The organism is Trichodesmium erythraeum IMS101, from assembly GCF_000014265.1.
In the GTDB taxonomy this organism is placed as follows: domain Bacteria; phylum Cyanobacteriota; class Cyanobacteriia; order Cyanobacteriales; family Microcoleaceae; genus Trichodesmium; species Trichodesmium erythraeum.
Genome location: NC_008312.1, coordinates 2,440,069 through 2,460,271 on the forward strand (window position 1 = coordinate 2,440,069; position 20,203 = coordinate 2,460,271).

A 20,203-nucleotide genomic window follows, 5' to 3' on the forward strand; every position below is an offset into this window, starting at 1 on the left:
TGACAATGCACCACCACCATAAATGATTTCACATCCTCCCGATACATGCATCACAAATTATCGTGCAGGGCATCGTTGTAAGAAAGATTCAGATCTGCTTGACACATCATTGCTATCAACTACTTTTTGACAAGACGTTCATACCACAAACCAGCAGCTATAACTCCTAAACCACATAAAATAAACACTAAAGACTTTAATAATAATCCAGTATTATACTCAAAAGTACGACTAACAATTTGTAAAGTCAACAATATCAAACCACCCCAAAAAGTACTTTTAATTCCTTGTACTAATCCAATCCTAATTAAACCTGTTGCCAAAATAAACATTTCTATATTTATGATCAAAGTAGCTATTTCTGAAATTTTATTAATACTCAAATGCCAGAAACATAATATGGCTGTTACAACAATAAAACCCAAAACCATACCACTCACAGAATCTAATCGCCAACTCTGAACATCTCTTTTATTTTGCCTTGCTAAAAACAACCATTCCCAGATAGTTAATCCCACAAAAAATAAAACTTCAACTAAAGTGAACCATTGAATTTTTGATGATGTACCATAAAAATTTTCTAATAAAAAATCCTGCCAAAATATTTGATAAGATAAACAAAAAAATCCAATACTTAAATACCAAATAGCTAAATTTTTTGCTAGAGATTGAAAAATTCTGCTATCTACTTTATGCCAGACAATATCATCATATCCCCACAATAAAGCAGGAGGTAAAGTTAAAGCGATCGCTCCCCAAACACCATTATTTGATAAATTAAAAACTCGGAACAGACTAATTTCTAAAGCTAGTAATATTATCAATGTAGCTACAAAGAAAATTACTCGAGAATTGCACCAGTAAGCTAGGGGAATAAACAACAATACCCCCACCAAAGACATATATTCTATTATCAACTGTAACCAGGAAACTTCTCCCGGGTAAAATAAACTTGATAACCCTATTAAATAGCCTAATCCCATCAATAAAATAGCAATAACTCCAAGAGAAGCTAGTTGTAAACTATAAGCCATTACCAAAACTCCTAATCCCCAAACAATATATAATCCGTAGGGAGAGTCGCCAATATGAAACATTTGAGCCATTAGTGTTATATTTGCCCCTAAAATTAAGGCTCCAAATATTAAGAGTCCGTGACCTAATCTTTGTTTTTTATTGCTAGTATTTGCCAGAGTATTTGGCTGTCGCCATAAATAAAAACCAGTCGTATTAACTCCAATAAATAAAGTTAACAAAATAACTATTTTTAATTCCCTTGACCATTCTTGCCAGTTAGCAGAAACAAAAGTTATCATACCTAATCCCAGGAGAATAGCACCCAGAGAAATAAGGATCGTAATAAAACGAGAGCTAGCAGTTTTTTCTAAATAATCAAATTGATAACGCTCTGATAATTGTTCATAGAGATAATTATCAATTAATCCTTCTGTTTGCCATAATTTAACTTCTTGGCGGAGTTGGTGACGAAACTTTTCTGTAATCATTGTATTGAAAAAATAAATTATAAAATCTGAACCAAGTTATAAATTATAAGTTTTTTTGATAACAAAAACTTCAGTTTTTCTTAAAAAAAATCGCTTAAAAAGTATTGATCGAGAACATTTTTTTTTGATTAATAATTGTTAGTTACTGAATCTAAATTATACCAATTTTATCAACTTAGGCTAAACTACTGATATTATACTAAAATATACAATAATTTCCTAAAACTACCGACCGCGTCAAAGCTTTTATTTTTTAAAATCTTACTTTTAACTTTCTCCTTGGGATAGGATAAATGGGTGGATAAACGAATGACTATTGTGAAAAAGTATTAGTAAATTTTTTCTTTAAATAGTAAATTCTCTCTTAGATAAAGATGCCAGTTTTTTAGTTGCTATATTGTATGATTTTTACCTCTCAAAAAATGTCCTAAAACCTGACTTATAAAGTAAGTATTAGGATATTAAATTGCTTGTTAAACTTAACTTTAGAAATTTATACTAATTAAGTAAGTCGGAGTTTAAATCTGCCGCTATGTAACAACATATAAGTTGATTTTAAATAAACTGTATCAAGCATTTTGAATTCAGTATATAAATCTTAATACAGCCAAGTTTTTTTTAATGCCTACCTACTTAGCAAAACTCATGCTATACTTAAATAGTACTTCAATTATTAAATTAATTAACAAAGACCAAATAAGTTTTTTTAATAATTATTAGCCAATTAGTATTAATCACTCTTATTTTTACCTACTAGTAGGAAATTAGTATACAATATTTATAGTTACTCCCCTACAAAAAAAATGTAGAGAAATTTTTAATAAATGGTATTATAGGCTCAGAAGTTTAATGTTAAATTAAAATTATTAAAGTTATATTTTTTTGTTTATGGAAGATTACCAAGCAGCTTTTCTAGAACGCTATTATGATACAAAAAAATTACATGAATCGGGAAGAAAAATTGCAGCCATGCATTTTGGAGGTATAACTATTGAGTGCTTATTAAAAGCAATGATTTTTGCTACTTTACCAAATAGTGCAACTAAAGAATGGAAAACATATAAAAATAATCCAGGGCATACTTTTACTAATCCAGGGCATGAATTACAAAAAGCAATAAAAAAACATCCTAAACTTAAAAGATTAATTGACCACCAGCCCCATGTCCTAGAATGGTTAGATCAAGTTGAAAACCCAATAGGTCAAAATTTTATACATATACGTTATTGCGCTATTGAAGCTGACAATATAAATTATGAAAGCTGGTTTAAAACATATACAAGGCTTATAGAATGGCTACAAAAACAAGCCACTATACTTTAAGGAGGTTGAAATGGAAGAAACCTGGCAAGTACTACTAAAGCAAAAAATAGAAAATAAATACATTCAAAACCCTAACGCTAAAGAATGGGTTGATGTAAATTTTTCCACCTCAGGTTTGCTCAATTTAACTTTAGTTAGTAATAACTTTTTTGGTTTATCTATCCCTAAACGGAAAGAAGAAATCTCCAACTTGCTAAAATCTCAAGCGCCTCATTTATCTCCTGGGTTTCTTTCCTTATATACACCTCAAGAAGCTGAATCATTAAATATTTCACCTCCACAAATCTCTGATACACTCTCGCCCATTGATTGGCAAGATTTAGCTAATCAGGCAGCAAACCCACAAGATCAACCTCAACTACCCCAGCAAGAACCCAGTACACCCAGAACAGTAACATTTTATTCTTTTAAAGGAGGAGTAGGTCGGACTACTGCATTAACTCATGTGGCTTCAATTTTAGCCATGCGAGGCCATAAAGTTGTAGCTATAGACTTAGATTTAGAAGCACCTGGGTTAACTACAGCATTTAAGCTTAAGCAACAGCCAAAATATGGAATAGTTGATTATTTCTACGAACGTTCCTACTTACCAGATGAAGTAGACCCCAGTGTTTTAATTACAGAAATATTTGGTGAGGCAAAAATACCTAATGCTACAGGGAGAGTATTTGTTGTTCCTGCTGGATATCTTAGTCTTGATTATATGTCTAAAGTTGGCGATCTTTATGCCACAACTGTTATAGATGGAAATCAAAATCTTTGGTCTATTTTTAAGCAGGAAATTCAGGAACAATTAAAACCAGATTTTCTCTTAATTGACTCAAGAACTGGAATTAATCAATGGAGTGCTTTATCATTAATTCAAGCTGCTGATGAAGCAATTATTTTTCTTTTCCCTAACGAACAAAACAAACAGGGAATGGAGTTAATACTAAAATCTCTTCAAAGTCTGAAAAATCTATCCATTAATTTTGTTTTTTCCCCTGTACCTGATGTAGCAAAAAGTGGTTTAGATAAAGTTAAAAAAATTTGGAATTTTTTGCTTGAAAGCATACAAAATCCAAAAGATGAAAAGTATGATACTGATGATGATGATGATGATGATTCAAATACAACTAATGACATATCAGAAAATAACGATGAATTATTAGTAGTGCCTTACCTTGAAACAATTGCTTTAGCTGATAGCTATCCCATACCACATATACAGAATTACTATAGTAAAATTGCCAATCTAATTGATGCCAAAACTAATGAAATTAAACGCAGCAGTATTTTTAATACTAGTGAACAAAGATGGCAAATTATTGAAAGTCTCGAGTTTGCTGAAGTAAATGCGGCTGACCAGAAGCAGGACCTAGGATTATTGTTTCAACGTACTACTGATTTTGACAAATTTTTAGACGATACAACCTGTCTAATTAGAGGAAAAAAAGGAACAGGTAAAACTGCTCTATATTGGCTATTTTTACAACATCAAGAAGTCGCTCAAAAATTAGCTTACAGAGGGTTAGATAATATTAATACTAAATTTGAATTTTTCTCAGGACACGGTAGATTTCAAAAAAGTCGTCCAACCCGTGATGAATTTCAATATATTCATCAAAAATTGCAGGAAAATAATGGGACATGGGAAGCTTTTTGGAGAGCTTATTTACTATTTAGATGTTATCAGGAAAGATTACTAAAATTTCCCAGAGGTAAGAAAGGAGAAAAGTTTAGTGAGTTAAAAAAAATCATAAATAATTTACCAAAAGATAGATGGGAGGCGCAATCAACAACTGAAGCTTTATTAGAATTATCTACCAACTCTCAATTGATACTTACAGTCAAAGAAGCAATAGAGATTATTCTTAATCAAGAGGCGAAAAAAAATTCTAAAAAATACTGGTTTCTTTATGATGACTTAGATGAAGATTTTCCAAAAGCAGAAGAATTAGGACAACAAGCATTAACTGGATTATTTCAATTAGTTCAGTCTTGTGATGCGAGTAGACTAACAGAAATTAGATTTAAAATTTTCTTGAGAGAAGATATTTGGAATCGTTTAATTTTTGATAATAAAAGTCATTTTACGGGAAGGGAGATTATTTTACAGTGGAGTTCAATAGACTTTTTACGTTTAGCCCTTCGTCAAGCAATACAATCTAAAAAATTCAAAGATTTAGTTGACCGAGTTTATCCTGTTGCTATTGACAGAATAGATCAAGCTAGTGAAGAAGAGCTTGAGCAAGCATTAGAATTACTTTGGGGAAGTCGTCGCCGACGAGGAAATAGAGCGAAAAAAGTATCTCAATGGGTTTATGAAAGATTAACAGACTTAAGTGGCACGACTTTTCCTCGGAGTTTAAGTATATTACTTAAAGAAGCAAAAGAAAAAGAATTAAGTAATAAAGGAAAGTCATCAACTAAAATTCGTACAGACCGTCTCTTTCAAGGAAAATCTCTAGAATTAGGGTTAAAAAAAGCATCAGAAAAGCGATGTGAAGAAATTAAAGAGGAATATCCAAACTATATTAATTTCTTTGATTCTCTTAACGGAAAACTAGCTTTGTTAAAAAAAGAAGAATTGAAAGCAATATGGAAGGATTCGGCAGAGGATATTGTCGGAAATTTTGAAGAATTTGCTTCTTTGTTAAGTGAAATAGGTATGATTGAATTTCGGGAGAAAGAAGAATGCTATAAATTTGCGGATATATATATTTATGGTTTTAATATGATTCGTAAAGGAACAATATAGAAATTTGTAAGCAAGCACACAAAATTAATTACTCCTATATGTAAGATTGAACTTTTTATACTATAAACTATCATTCAAAATAGAGTAGGTAAATAACAACTGTAATGGTACTTATTAAGAATAGAGTAGTTGAAAATGTTGAAAATATAGTATATCTAAATTATAGCTTACTGAAAAAGCATTTTTAATGAGTAAGAGACTCACTCCTAACCTCGACTGTAAAAAGAGAATTAGTATGGATATTTTGGTAAAAAAATATAGGTCGAAATGGGAAATTTATAGAGCAGTTATTCGATATATTTTTCCCGTAATTTTTTCTGTTATAAGAGCGCTAAAAATTCTAATAATTTTTAACTATTGAGATTGATTATTTTATTTAATAACAATTAATTAAAGAAAAAAAAGCACAGTAAGGATTTAGATATTTTTCTAAAATTGAAAATAAGTCGTTTAAATACTTAATAGCTCACCAATTATAAGATATTAATACTAACTTTTTTCAACCTTCAACAATTTAAGTAATTAACACAAAAGGAATATCATTTTTTGAAATTAATCCTCTCGAATTATGTAATTATTATCATGTTGTACAGACCTTGTATATAATATCCTTACCCTTATCAATAACAAAATAGAGTTTTTTTTTAATGAGTGCTCTAAATTCTGTTATGATTTGGGAAAAATACTAGTTTTTTTGATTCGGAAAACATTTTAGCCAATATCAGTCAGTGCTTTTATATTCAACAAGAAACTATGATGAAAATTTATTAGACTTAATAAACATAGTTTAAAAAACTATTTTTTTTGACCAAAATTTTATCTGTATACACAGATATATATCTGCCATTCGTTGTGTAATTATAATTAGTGAATTATCTTAATTTGTACTGAGAAAAGGAAACTCATTACAAATATTCCACCGCTTACCATTATGAATTAATAAAGTTAACTGAGAAGCTGTAAAATCCAAATCTAGCGATCGCTCCCGAAACTCTATCCAAGCCGCTCGAAAATTCTGTTTAGTTAAATCTCGAAAAGCTACAGTAACATGAGGAGAAAAAGGGCGAATTTTAGAAGGGGGATGTACAATTCCTAAAGTAGTTTCTGTAAATGCAATTAAGTCCCGTTGAATTTTTAATAGTTCTGGAGTCTTGACAACATTAATATAGATAACACGAGGCACAAAAGCAGCAAACCCAGATAAAGTAATGGGAAAAGCAGAGCAATGTTGAGTAAAAGCCTCTAAAGACTCCTGCAAAAGAGTTAAATTTTCAGTCGGCCATTTAAAAGGAGGTTGTAAAGTAATATGAGGCACAGATTTTAAAGCATGACTACTATTATAATTCCGAGAAAAATACTCCTTAATTTCGGTAACTTGGTTTTGAATATTTTCAGGTGGCACAAGAGCCACAAATAATAGACATTTTGATAGACCCATAAAATTCCTTAATAAAAATGCCTTGGTTTGCCAAAATAGAAAAAGGTATAGTCGAAAAAGCCATATTTGATAAATATGTACCAGGCCACATAGCCTATGTCCAAAATTTAATTGCTAAAGGACATAAAGCTAAAAGTGGTTACTGGGGAAAACTAGGAGGAGGAATGTTAATATTCGAGGCTTCATCTATGGCAGAAGCTGAAAAAATAGTAGCCGAAGACCCCCTAATTAAAAATAATTGTGTAACTTATGAAATTTATCAGTGGTACATAGTTGCAGAATAAAAAAATGTGTTATAGTAGTTAATGATTCGGACCAGCGCGATTACAACACCTAAACCTTGTCAGGACCGGAAGGTAGCAGCAACACGGGATGCTTGTAGTAGGCGTTGACTCCGGGTCACCCAACTAAAAGGAGCTCATAAGATAGGATACATATATATGGATAATTTGGGAGGAATTATTCAACGAGCTGTTTATCTAGGAGTAGGGTTAGCTTCCTATGCAGGAGAGAAAGCTAGTCAAAAATTAACAGAACTAAGGATAGAAGCTCAAAAGCTGGCAGATGAAATGGTTAAGCGTGGTGAAATGACTACGGAAGAAGGTCGTAAATTTGTGGAAGATATGATGAATAAATCAATGATGCAGGAAGCACCTGTGAATCAGTCTCCAGAAAAAGGACCTAATGAACCACGCCGTATAGAGATTATCTCGGATGATGAAGATTCATCTTCTTCAGATTCTACAGAAGTAGATAAAATGCGCCAAGAAGTACATAAGTTACAAGAGGAATTACGTCGACTACAAAAATAATAAATATATACTTATTAAGGTATATAGGTAGTCTAAGTTTTAAAGAAAAGCTAAAACATAACACTATAATGGAAGATTGGTCAAAGAACTTCTTTGAAGTAATAGAAACTGCCATGTTAGAGGTAGAAAATTTCTTTGATGAAATGACAAAAGAAGTTTCAGAAGTTTGTGATGAGTTGGGAAAGTTCTCCGAGGAAATTGCTGAGGAAATAAATATCAATATATTTGCAGAAATGGATGAGTATGTAGATCAATTGGTTGATCCGATCATTGAAGTGTACTTAGACTTCTATCCTGATATAGAGATAGAGGATGTAGACTACTATCTTGTTGATCATTTAGAACCTACCATAGAAAAACATCCAGCGTGTAGAGGATGTATACACTATCATGGTCAATTTTATGGAGGAAATCTATTAGTTTGTGCCATGCACCCTTATGGTGTAGAAGATAAAAGTTGTCTAGACTGGGAACCTGAAGAATAGTAGCTTTAACTAAAGTAAACATAAGACAGTATATAGATAAGATACAGATATTGTTGATGTCAGAAATACTTATAAGTTATCTAAGTTAAAGGTTCACTATTTATTTAGTTATAATTTTGAACCCACTTTTTTTCAGTATTTTATTAGTAACCCTCTCAATCATAAAAATCTGAAATTATACCAAATCTAACTCATGGCCAGCTATATATTCTCAAAAAATATTCTAAGTATTTGGTGAAGCAGAAATTCAGAAAATATATCAAAAATGTAATTGGTTTAAAAATCAAGCATTAATGCATAAGAAATGGTATTACTTTCCTTTATCCATAAAATATTAACGAAATAAGGAGATAGGATAGTCAAATATGAGTGAAGTAAATTCAGCAACCCTTTACATTGTTGGTACACCAATAGGCAATTTAGAAGATACAACATTTAGAGCAATTCAAACATTACAAAAAGTAGACTTAATAGCAGCAGAAGATACTCGCCACACTAGCAAATTATTACAACATTTTCATATCCGAACCCCACAATTAAGTTATCATCAACATAACGAACAAAGTCGCATACCCGAATTAATAGAAAAACTAAATCAAGGAAAAACTATAGCTTTAGTGACTGATGCTGGAATGCCAGGAATATCCGATCCGGGATATGAATTAGTAAAAGCTTGTGTCGAAGAAAATATTTCTATAGTACCAATACCAGGAGTTACTGCTAGTATTACAGCGTTATGTGCCTCTGGACTACCAACGAACAAATTTATATTTATCGGTTTTTTACCTACTAAAATTAAACTGCGGGAAGAACAGCTAGAAAAATTATCTAATTTATTAGAAACTATAGTTTTATATGAGTCTCCTTATAGACTATTACAAACTCTGGAAGATTTAGGGAAAATACTAGGGGAAAATCGAAAAATAGTTTTGGCAAGAGAACTAACAAAACTCCATGAAGAATTTTGGCGCGGTACAGTTGGAGAAGCAGTTATTCATTATCAAAATAATCAACCAAAAGGAGAATTTACTCTTGTTATTACAGGTGCTGAACCAGAATTACCAGTATTATCAGAAGATACTATTAAACAGGAGTTACAAGAACTCTTCGCCCAAGGAATTTCTCGCTCCCAAGCTAGTCGCCAACTTGCCCAAAAAATTAATTTATCCCGCCGCACAATTTATCAAATAGCTCTAAAAATATAGTTATCAACGTTCAGCTTATTCTCGAATTTTTGATATAGTAAGGTCAAAAAAAAAGACTGAAAAAAATAATAGGGCAGTTAAAATTAAACAGGCAAAAAAAGAGATTACCTGAAATAAATATTATTTGGAAAAGACAAATATTTTGAGTATAAATAGACGAGTTATACAAAAACCCAGTTTAGCCAGAAGGGTTAAAGAGGAATTTAAAAGATGCACTTTTGATAACCGCATATTTATTGGTATAATCTTGGCTGTAAAAAATGTATAAGAAAGAATACACTTGAACATAAAAATTTAAAATTTCCAAGATACTGTAAGTTTCTGTAACTAAGATCACCGAGTCTCCCCTGAAGCTCAGTTTTCAAGCAGAGAGACTGAATACTTTTGACTTTTGACTTTTGACTTCCAAGAGCTAGATAGCTAATTGCTATAAAAAAACTGTGAATTCTATAGACTCTTTCTTAAAACGCTTTGAACATTTCGGCGTTGAGCTTAGTCTCGAACGCATCTATCAACTTCTAGATAATTTAGGCAAGCCTCATCTCCAAGTACCCATAATTCATGTCGCCGGAACAAATGGCAAAGGTTCTGTCTGTGCTTACCTATCATCCATCCTCAAAGCAGCAGGATATAAAGTCGGACGTTACACTTCACCCCACCTGGTTGACTGGACAGAACGTATTTGCCTCAACGAAGAAAAAATTCCCTCAAGTATATTAGAACAATTATTGGTAGAAGTAGAAACAGCTATTCAACCAGAACAACCTTCACCTACTCAGTTTGAGGTTATTACTGCCGCAGCTTGGTTATATTTTGCTCAACAACAAGTAGATGTGGCAGTTGTAGAAGTAGGTTTGGGGGGCAGACTAGATGCTACTAATGTTTGTCACCAACCAATGGTAACTGTCATTACTTCTATTAGTTGGGAACATTGGCAAAAATTAGGTCCGACTTTGAGTCATATTGCTGGGGAAAAGGCGGGTATTCTTAAACCAAGATGTCCTGCTATAGTTGGAGTATTACCCCCAGAAGCAAAAAAAGTAGTAGAAAAACGTATTACTGATCTAGAGTGTCCTGTTGTTTGGGCAGAGCCTGCTAAATTATTGGCAGAAAGTCAGGAATATAACTCATTGCCAGTAGCTACTTATCAAGGTATTGAATATAAGGTGCCATTATTTGGAGATGTACAGTTGATAAATTCAGCGATCGCTATTGCTACAGTTCAAGTGCTAGAAACACAAGGTTGGGAGATTCCGATCACAGCAATTAAACAAGGAATAGCTGAAACTAAATGGCTTGGACGTTTGCAATGGACTACATGGCAAAATCGCCAATTATTAATTGATGGGGCCCATAATGCTGCTGCAGCCCAAGTATTGGGACGGTATGTCCGGACACTAAATTATCCATCTATAAGTTGGGTTATGGGTATGCTGTCTACGAAGGAACATTCGGAAATTTTTCGGGCACTTCTTAGACCAGGCGATCGCTTGTATTTAGTTCCTGTTCCTGACCATAGTTCGGCTGATTTGAATCAACTTAGTACCATAGCTCAGGATATATGCACAAAATTAGATTTTTGTCAAGTTTATCCCCATTTAACACCGGCTTTAGAAGAGGCTATTACTGATAGTAAAAATTTAATTGTTTTATGTGGTTCTCTATATTTATTGGGTCATTTTATCAAAATGAAAAGTAACTAAATTGTTATTGTTGGGAATTGTTCTTGAGCGTTGTTTGTGTTGGTAGTAGTGGGGTTTAATTTATCTGTTTTTATGGCTGGTATTCTAACTCTCGACTGCCTCTTTCTTCCCTAAAAATACTTTTTCAGTAAACCCTAAATAAAATCTTTGTTGGGTTTCACTTTTTTCTACATAAGCTACGAAATAATCAAAGCTTATCCCATTCAGATGCGGCATCAGCGATCGCTTGCTCAATAGTTTTTTCTGCCAACATAGCCTCCTGTAAACTTTGATAAATAATTTGTTTCAACTTATCCAAATTTTTAATAGGTGGCAGTAAAACTTCTGCTGCCAAAATTTGATTAGCACTAATAACTCGACCCCGATCTTGAGTAGAAGCATCAGAAGAAATATTTTGAAAATAACTATTTTTTAAGGTCTTAGTTGTAGAGGGTAAAACATTAGTCTCCTGAGCAAAAGCCATTTGATTTTGATAATTAGTAATAAACAAAACAAACTTCAGGGCTCCATCTGGTAATTTAGTTTTGCTAGAAATAGCAAAATTCATCAAAACTATACCCTTCTTATCAGTCTTACCTGTAACTTGAGATGTTGGGAATGATACCTTTCCAATTTCAGGTATATTTTCAGATATGGCTGTAATAAACTCTGGTCCAGAAAATACCATAGCAGTTTCTCCAGCTTGATACAAATCTTCACCTGCTTGAATTCCTTCGGTCAATACTTCCTCTGGTAATAAATCTTCTCTATATAGATCAACCCAATACTTAAATACTGCCTCACCGAGTGGAGTATTAAAAGCAGCTTTTCCATCAACATTTATTAACTCAACTCCCATCTTGCCAAAAGACTCTAATACCTCATTTCCTCCTTGTGGCGAAAAAGAAACAAAGAATGCATATTTATCAGTTTTTTCTTTAATTTGTCTAGCGACCTTAGCTAATTCAGTATAATTTGTTGGAGGTTCTTCGAGTTCTGCCTCTTTAAATAGCTCTGAATTATAAATTGTTATATTCATCGTACCATACCATGGGATACCAAGACTTTTACCATTAATCTGACTACATTGCCAAAGATTAGGTAAATATTCATTCCTCACCGAATCTGATAAAATAGTATCTAAATTTAGCCAGGCATTAGGTCGAGTTAATAAATGTGTGAAACTTGAGTTAAGATTCACAATGTCTGGAAGAGTTTCTGTGACAATAGCACTCTCAATTTTGCTTTCTATCTCCGACCAAGGTAAATCAACCCATCGCACTGATAAATCTGGATTATCTGCTTCAAAATCAGCAATTAACTGATTAAAATAATTAGTAAACTGAGGTTGAAGCTGTATTGTCCAAAATTCAATTTCTTTAGTCTTTAAAATAGGATAGGGAGAAGTGCAACCAATAAAAATTGTTATAATTAGCCCCAGAATAGTAAATATTTTAAACCTTTTCCATTTAACTATGAGAAACATTCGATAAAACCTAGAAAAATACCTTATTTGTGATTGCTATAAAACTAATTATTCAAATAAAAATAACTTTTAATTTATAGCAAATATAATTTTGAATCCAATTAAAATTAGGATAAAAATGCTTAATTACTTAAAAAACTTATTTCAAACAAAGCAGCCAGGAATAGGAATAGAAGTTAGTCCGGAAAAAATTAATCTTGCTAAGATCCAGCAACAAGGAGATCAACTAAAATTAGTAAATTTTGCTACAGCACAAGTCCCAGAAAATGTATTTTCTGAGGGTCAAATAATTGATATCCCCACAATATCAGAATTAATAGAATCAATTATTGCAGACAATAACATAAAAACTCGCAGAGTAGCAACAGCAATTTCAGCCAGAGAAGCAGTTACCCGTGTAATTCCCGTACCAGCAGAATTAAATGACCAAGAATTACAGGATTATATGAATCAAGAAGCAGGTTTATACTTACCATTCCCGAGAGAACAAGCAGATGTGGACTATCAAAAATTGGGAAATATAGTAGACTCAGATGATGACATAGAAAAAGTACAAGTAGCTTTAGTTGCAACGAGAAAAGAAATAACAGATGCCTATATAGAAGCCTTTTCAGAAGCAGGATTAGTAATAGATATTTTAGAGGTAAGTAACTTTGCCCTCATCCGCACAGTTAAAGATATACTCCAACAATATGGGCCTCAAGAAGCGACAGTAATTGCAGATTTAGAATTTGACAGTACCGAACTTGCTATCGTAGTAGATGGAATACCCCAGTTTAACCGAACAATTCCTATTGGTACTTATCAAATGCAATCTTCCTTAAATGAAGCGATGAACTTACCTCCAACCAGAGATACTACCCAGTTACTAAAGATGACTATTCCAGTGTTAGATACAATGGGAATTTCATTCGATAAAGCTGATTCTGGAACGAATGCCTTGTTAAAAGTATTAGCAGAATTAGGAGATGAGCTGCGACGTTCAATAGATTTCTATCTCAATCAATTTGAAGATTTGGAGGTGGCACAATTATTATTAACAGGGCCAGGAGCAGCAATAGGACAACTAGATGACTTTTTCATGCAACGTTTAAGTTTGCCAGCGTCTAAAGTGGATCCAATTGAAGTTTTAGGCTTAGAAACAGAGGTAGAAATTCCCCCAGAACAACGTTATGGTCTAGGAATTGTATTAGGTTTAGGACTAAGAGAGGTGTAAATTAATATGTATGGCCTAGATATAAATTTTCTTAATGATCGCCCAGAATATCAAAAAGAAGTTCCCAAGCCAGTAATTAGTGAAGTATCGCTAGAGGACTCAACACCAATTATAATTGGGGCAGCAGTAGCAATAGCAATTAATGGTTTGGTTGCAGGTGGGTGGTTATATATAAATAAGATGAATACTGGACTTCAGGTAGACTTAGACAAATTAAATGCAAAATTAACTACATTAGATGCTCAAGTTAAAGACCTTAAAGCAATCAAAGAAAAAACTCAGAAATTTGAAGCAGAAGCAAAAGCTTTAGCAACAGTTTTCGATCAAATAAAACCATGGTCGGCATTATTAGGAGAGTTGGGAGTTGTGGTACCTAAGGGGGTAATAATAACTAGTATAGAACAAAAAGAAGCAAAGGTATCAGCCTCCCCTTCTCCTCAAAAATCTGATGCTAAAAAGGATGAAGAAAAAGAGGCGCCAGAACCTCCAAAACCAACAGCAACTATATTATTATCAGGAAATTCAAATTCTTACGGCAAGATTAATGACTTTCAATTACTACTGGAAAACTCTTCCTTTTTCCAAGAAAAAAATAAACTGATTAGTACTGTGAGAAAACCTAATCCAACTAGATTAGAATTACGAGAATCAAACTTAACCTTAGCACCAGAAATACCAGAATTAAACCCAATAATTGAATATAAAATTGAAGCAAATCTAAGCCCTTTAGGTGCATCAGAATTACTGCCTGAGTTAAAAAGTCAAGGAGCAATTGGATTAGTAGATAGAATAGAAATACTAAAAGAAAAAGGAATACTTTAAAAATGGTAGCAACAAATGAGATAGATATAGACTTAGAAGAACTAGAAGAAGAAGGAGAAGAATTTCAAGTTCCTTTGCTAAATATGTCTGTCAAAGACCCGAGATTTATTGGAGGAACTATTGGTATTTTAGGCTTTGGAATAGCAGCTTTCTTAGGATATAGTCAGCTTAAACCAACTATAGAAAAAAATACTGAATTAAGGGCAGAGATAGAAGCAGCAGAAATCAAAATTAAACAGCAGAAAAAACAAATAGAAGAACGACCAAAGGTAGAGGAGGAAAACAAAAAAGCTGAAAGAAAAAGGGAAGATGTAACCAGCTTATTTGCTAGTGAAAAAACTATGAAAACTCTACTATATGATGTTAATCAACTTATCGATCAAATTAATGGCGGAATTACAGAGGAAGAAAAACAAGCAAAAATGACAAAGTTTCAACCAGTTGAGCCAAAAAATGGTAATTATATAGTTAATGATAACTCATTAGGACCACTGGTAAATGGCAAGTTAAAGCGACGAGAATTCAAAGTAGAATTTGAAGGTAGTTATCCCCAAACAAGAGCATTTATGACTGCTATAGAGAGGATGGAAACATTATTAGTAGTGAAAAACTTAATAACTAAACTCAAACAAGGAAATGAGGTTATAGAAGTTGAATGGAGGCAAAATAAATTTGTGCCAGTTAGCAAGCCAGAAAGTCGACTAATATCATCCTTTGATATGCATGCTCTATTGGCTTTAAGTGAAAAAGAGTCATTGGGTGTAAAAGGTTCTACAAAACAAGAAGAAAATAAGTAACATCATCTGCCAAATAAATGTTATTTTTTCAAAGAAATTAGGTTTAAAATTTCATCTTTATTTGACCTTATTTTTTCCCTAAAGCTAGGGTGAAAGTAGATAGTGAGTAGGAAGATAGAGAGGAGAAAAGATGGGGAGTATTTTCCCGTTTCTAAATGCGATCGCAGAAGGTTAAAAGGTTACTTTACCTAACTTTGAGCATAATAATTCTCTTGTCTGCAAGGATTAAAGTCTGTTAAGAAAGTATCTATTTCTAATCATTATTGATTATGCTTTTTTCAAATCTCAAGCATCATAGTATGTTTGACAGAAAATAAAATAATTCATTATTTTGTCGGGAAAATTAAACTTGAATTCAATCACAAAAATGGCTAGATTTTTTTCATAAAAAAATATTTTATCTGTAATAAATTATGACTTTTATCAACAGCATACGCCTGAAAGATTATTCGATTTATGAGGGTTACAATATTTATAAGTTATTGCTAAGTTATTGCTAAATTTAAAGGATAATAAGTTACTTTAAATACTGTAATTATATTGAAATATGATTTTCAAAAAAACTAAAAATCATAGAAAGATTTGTAAAATATTTAAAATATTTTCAAGATTATTGTCATCTATATTATGTAAATTAGTCAATTTATTAATTATTTTACAAAGACTTTGTAATATTATTTTAGGTTATTAATATATTGACAAATTACGAGAATTTAAGTTACACATAATATATAGCAATCCTAAGTAGGTTGCGGCAAAATTTCATACTGAAAAAGTTTTGGGAAATTGAATATTTGACCATCCGCAAAAAACTTAAATAGCCACTTAACTACTTTAAAAGAACTGCAAAGATGATAAAAAGTAATACTGAAATTTTTGGTTTGTAACCAAATATCTTCAACAGGATTTTGCTCCGGAGCATTGGGAGCAAATCTTGTACAATTTATCAACAATTCTTCTTCTGATAAGTATTGATTAATTGTCATTAAATATTCTCGAAATTCTTGAGAGTTATGGTAAGTTGCCCCATCCCAAAATATTGCCAATTTGTTGCCCGGTCTTTGCTTCTGCAAATATTTAATAAATTCAATAGTATTTTTAGTATTTCCACTCTCATATTCTTGCACAAGAAATTCCTTGGTTTTATAGTCTAAAGCTCCATAATAAGTCTGTCTTTCTTTTTCATTTTTAATTGCAATTTCTATTCTTTCATCTGTTTTTCCCCAAGCATAACCTAATATGTCTCCCCATAGAAGATGACATTCATCAATCATAAACACTGTAAGCTTTCCAGTTTCTATTTCTGGTTGCCATTTAGCTAAAAATTCCTCTATTTCTTTTCTTTTAACTTCTACTAATTCATCATTTTTAGCAGGATTCTTTTTTTGAGTTTTTTTCCAACTTATGCCCGCTTCTTTAAACAAGTTATAGTAACTTTGATTAGACTCAAAAACCACATCATATTGCTCCTGTAAGTAGTTTTTTAAATCTGATAACCTAAGATAATCTTGTGCTCTCAACCACTCAATTGTTTTCTCTTTTTCGACCGTTTTTAAGTAACCTTGTCTCCCTTGATACTGAAGCCTTAAACTTTCTACACCATGAAATAATGCTTGGTTTTTCCATTCACTAATAAAACTGTGAGAAACATTTAATAATTCTTTGACTTCATGGTAGGATTTTCCTGACAAGGTCATTTTTACGGCCAAGGCCCTTTTAATTTCTTTAGACTCTTTTGTTTGATTAATAAAATCATTTAGTTTATCTATAATATTCATTTTTTGTCTTTTTCTTAGATCTGTTATTCTTACTATTATATCTGTTGCGACCAATATGGGATTGCTATATAGATATATTCTTATAAAAGACTAGATTTTGCCGAAAAAAAATAGTAAGCATTACCAGGTAAAATTACTCTAAATTAATGAAAATATAATCCTAATACTATTACTGAGAAAAGCTAAAGTTTTTATCATCAATTTGCCGAAAAAAAATAGTAAGCATTACCAGGTAAAAGTACTCTAAATTAATGAAAATATAATCCTAATACTATTACTGAGAAAAGCTAAAGTTTTTATCATCAAATAGAACTTTGAGTATTCGAGAGTGGAACAACTTTTGTTGAGATATTTCTCAAGTATTATCAAACATTTTCCCAAAAGATAATCTTAGATTCAGATGTAATTTATCTACCAAACTTTACTAGAATATGCTGCGTTTTAGAAATCCCTTAGTCTCGAATTTAAGAAATTACTGATACTGAATAATTTTTATAGTTTAAATATCAGTAAAAAAAAATTTAAGTATGAAACATTACGGCTCAAATTTACGGCTCAAACAAGTCAGTATGTTTTGAGATTTATTTTCTTATTTATTGACTTAATTTAATCTTACTAATTACTCAATTTTTAGCTAAACTCTTATATTGAGTTTTTTTATCATTAAACTAGAATTTTTATCAAATTTAAAAACTTATTGATTTTTAGTGGTACTCAGCAGGATATAAAATTAATTTTTGAGAAATGCGGGTAGTCCTTTGACCTGCATTAGATAACTTAGCATTTATCAAATAATTACAGTTCACAACCAAAATACTTCTAAGTATCAAAAAAGTACAAAGTCAAACTTGAAATGTCAAAGATCAAGAATTACTGAGAAAAGCTAAAGTTTTTATCATCAAATAGAACTTTGAGTATTCGAGAGTGGAACAACTTTTGTTGAGATATTTCTCAAGTATTATCAAACATTTTCCCAAAAGATAATCTTAGATTCAGATGTAATTTATCTACCAAACTTTACTAGAATATGCTGCGTTTTAGAAATCTCTTAGTCTCGAATTTAAGAAATTCCTGATACTGAATAATTTTTATAGTTTAAATATCAGAAAAAAAAATTTAAGTATGAAACATTACGGCTCAAATTTACGGCTCAAACAAGTCAGTATGTTTTGAGATTTATTTTCTTATTTATTGACTTAATTTAATCTTACTAATTACTCAATTTTTAGCTAAACTCTTATATTGAGTTTTTTTATCATTAAACTAGAATTTTTATCAAATTTAAAAACTTATTGATTTTTAGTGGTACTCAGCAGGATATAAAATTAATTTTTGAGAAATGCGGGTAGTCCTTTGACCTGTATTAGATAACTTAGCATTTATCAAATAATTACAGTTCACAACCAAAATACTTCTCAGTATCAAAAAAGTACAAAGTCAAACTTGAAATGTCAAAGATCAAGAATTACTGAGAAAAGCTAAAGTTTTTATCATCAAATAGAACTTTGAGTATTCGAGAGTGGAAAAACTTTTGTTTAAATATTTCTCAAGTATTATCAAACATTTTCCCAAAAGATAATCTTAGATTCAGATGTAATTTATCTACCAAACTTTACTAGAATATGCTGCGTTTTAGAAATCTCTTAGTCTCGAATTTAAGAAATTCCTGATACTGAATAATTTTTATAGTTTAAATATCAGAAAAAAAAATTTAAGTATGAAACATTACGGCTCAAATTTACGGCTCAAACAAGTCAGTATGTTTTGAGATTTATTTTCTTATTTATTGACTTAATTTAATCTTACTAATTACTCAATTTTTAGCTAAACTCTTATATTGAGTTTTTTTGATCATTAAACTAGAATTTTTATCAAATTTAAAAACTTATTGATTTTTAGTGGTACTCAGCAGGATATAAAATTAATTTTTGAGAAATGCGGGTAGTCCTTTGACCTGTATTAGATAACTTAGCATTTATCAAATAATTACAGTTCACAACCAAAATACTTCTAAGTATCAAAAAAGTACAAAGTCAAACTTGAAATGTCAAAGATCAAGAATTACTGAGAAAAGCTAAAGTTTTTATCATCAAATAGAACTTTGAGTATTCGAGAGTGGAAAAACTTTTGTTTAAATATTTCTCAAGTATTATCAAACATTTTCCCAAAAGATAATCTTAGATTCAGATGTAATTTATCTACCAAACTTTACTAGAATATGCTGCGTTTTAGAAATCCCTTAGTCTCGAATTTAAGAAATTCCTGATACTCAATAATTTTTATAGTTTAAATATCAGAAAAAAAAATTTAAGTATGAAACATTACGGCTCAAATTTACGGCTCAAACAAGTCAGTATGTTTTGAGATTTATTTTCTTATTTATTGACTTAATTTAATCTTACTAATTACTCAATTTTTAGCTAAACTCTTATATTGAGTTTTTTTATCATTAAACTAGAATTTTTATCAAATTTAAAAACTTATTGATTTTTAGTGGTACTCAGCAGGATATAAAATTAATTTTTGAGAAATGCGGGTAGTCCTTTGACCTGCATTAGATAACTTAGCATTTATCAAATAATTACAGTTCACAACCAAAATACTTCTAAGTATCAAAAAAGTACAAAGTCAAACTTGAAATGTCAAAGACAAAGAATTACTGAGAAAAGCTAAAGTTTTTATCATCAAATAGAACTTTGAGTATTCGAGAGTGGAACAACTTTTGTTTAAATATTTCTCAAGTATTATCAAACATTTTCCCAAAAGATAATCTTAGATTCAGATGTAATTTATCTACCAAACTTTACTAGAATAGGCTGCGTTTTAGAAATCCCTTAGTCTCGAATTTAAGAAATTCCTGATACTGAATAATTTTTATAGTTTAAATATCAGTAAAAAAATATTTAAGTATGAA

General features: G+C 31.2%; 14 protein-coding genes and 1 other RNA gene. 11 read left to right on the forward strand and 4 right to left on the reverse strand.

What is annotated here, in order from left to right; genetic code table 11:
- Positions 1-119: 119 nt before the first annotated feature.
- Positions 120-1,505 carry a DUF2157 domain-containing protein gene (locus tag TERY_RS07400; protein WP_011611250.1) on the reverse strand — a complete coding sequence of 462 codons (1,386 nt, stop codon included), beginning with the start codon at positions 1,503-1,505 and terminating at the stop codon, positions 120-122.
- An 888-nt stretch (positions 1,506-2,393) separates the two neighbouring features.
- On the opposite strand from TERY_RS07400, the gene TERY_RS07405 reads away from it, so the two are divergent.
- Entirely contained in the window at positions 2,394-2,828 is a 435-nt protein-coding gene (locus tag TERY_RS07405; protein ID WP_011611251.1) for a hypothetical protein, read from the forward strand.
- A gap of 10 nt (positions 2,829-2,838) precedes the next feature.
- Entirely contained in the window at positions 2,839-5,568 is a 2,730-nt protein-coding gene (locus tag TERY_RS07410; protein WP_011611252.1) for a P-loop ATPase, Sll1717 family, read from the forward strand.
- A gap of 877 nt (positions 5,569-6,445) precedes the next feature.
- On the opposite strand, the gene TERY_RS07415 is transcribed toward TERY_RS07410, so the two are convergent.
- Positions 6,446-7,006 (reverse strand): 2'-5' RNA ligase family protein, encoded by a 561-nt coding sequence (locus tag TERY_RS07415; RefSeq protein ID WP_011611253.1) that lies wholly within the window; start codon positions 7,004-7,006, stop codon positions 6,446-6,448.
- A 17-nt stretch (positions 7,007-7,023) separates the two neighbouring features.
- On the opposite strand from TERY_RS07415, the gene TERY_RS07420 reads away from it, so the two are divergent.
- From TERY_RS07420 to TERY_RS07440, 6 genes are all read left to right on the forward strand, one after another.
- Positions 7,024-7,290, forward strand: a complete 267-nt coding sequence (locus TERY_RS07420) for a YciI family protein (protein ID WP_011611254.1) — start codon at positions 7,024-7,026, stop codon at positions 7,288-7,290.
- 23 nt (positions 7,291-7,313) lie between these two features.
- Positions 7,314-7,410: signal recognition particle sRNA small type (ffs, locus tag TERY_RS26205), an RNA gene on the forward strand.
- 36 nt (positions 7,411-7,446) lie between these two features.
- Positions 7,447-7,818 (forward strand): hypothetical protein, encoded by a 372-nt coding sequence (locus tag TERY_RS07425; RefSeq protein ID WP_011611255.1) that lies wholly within the window; start codon positions 7,447-7,449, stop codon positions 7,816-7,818.
- Between the two features lie 68 nt (positions 7,819-7,886).
- Positions 7,887-8,303 carry a hypothetical protein gene (locus tag TERY_RS07430; RefSeq protein WP_011611256.1) on the forward strand — a complete coding sequence of 139 codons (417 nt, stop codon included), beginning with the start codon at positions 7,887-7,889 and terminating at the stop codon, positions 8,301-8,303.
- 365 nt (positions 8,304-8,668) lie between these two features.
- A complete protein-coding gene (gene rsmI, locus TERY_RS07435) occupies positions 8,669-9,508 on the forward strand; it encodes a 16S rRNA (cytidine(1402)-2'-O)-methyltransferase (RefSeq protein WP_011611257.1) in 840 nt (279 codons plus the stop codon).
- Between the two features lie 440 nt (positions 9,509-9,948).
- Positions 9,949-11,211 (forward strand): Mur ligase family protein, encoded by a 1,263-nt coding sequence (locus tag TERY_RS07440; RefSeq protein ID WP_011611258.1) that lies wholly within the window; start codon positions 9,949-9,951, stop codon positions 11,209-11,211.
- A 187-nt stretch (positions 11,212-11,398) separates the two neighbouring features.
- On the opposite strand, the gene TERY_RS07445 is transcribed toward TERY_RS07440, so the two are convergent.
- Complete coding sequence (locus TERY_RS07445) at positions 11,399-12,676, reverse strand: extracellular solute-binding protein (protein ID WP_011611259.1); 1,278 nt, start codon at positions 12,674-12,676, stop codon at positions 11,399-11,401.
- A 118-nt stretch (positions 12,677-12,794) separates the two neighbouring features.
- Here TERY_RS07445 and pilM point away from each other — a divergent pair, with 118 nt between their 5' ends.
- From pilM to TERY_RS07460, 3 genes are read left to right on the forward strand one after another with little or no spacing between them, the layout of a single operon-like run.
- Entirely contained in the window at positions 12,795-13,892 is a 1,098-nt protein-coding gene (gene pilM / locus TERY_RS07450) for a type IV pilus assembly protein PilM (RefSeq protein ID WP_011611260.1), read from the forward strand.
- Between the two features lie 6 nt (positions 13,893-13,898).
- Positions 13,899-14,714, forward strand: coding sequence for a PilN domain-containing protein (locus TERY_RS07455; protein ID WP_011611261.1), 816 nt, complete (start codon positions 13,899-13,901; stop codon positions 14,712-14,714).
- 2 nt (positions 14,715-14,716) lie between these two features.
- Entirely contained in the window at positions 14,717-15,511 is a 795-nt protein-coding gene (locus tag TERY_RS07460) for a hypothetical protein (protein ID WP_011611262.1), read from the forward strand.
- A 740-nt stretch (positions 15,512-16,251) separates the two neighbouring features.
- On the opposite strand, the gene TERY_RS07465 is transcribed toward TERY_RS07460, so the two are convergent.
- Positions 16,252-17,289 carry an IS630 family transposase gene (locus TERY_RS07465; protein WP_011610086.1) on the reverse strand — a complete coding sequence of 346 codons (1,038 nt, stop codon included), beginning with the start codon at positions 17,287-17,289 and terminating at the stop codon, positions 16,252-16,254.
- Positions 17,290-20,203: the final 2,914 nt, after the last annotated feature.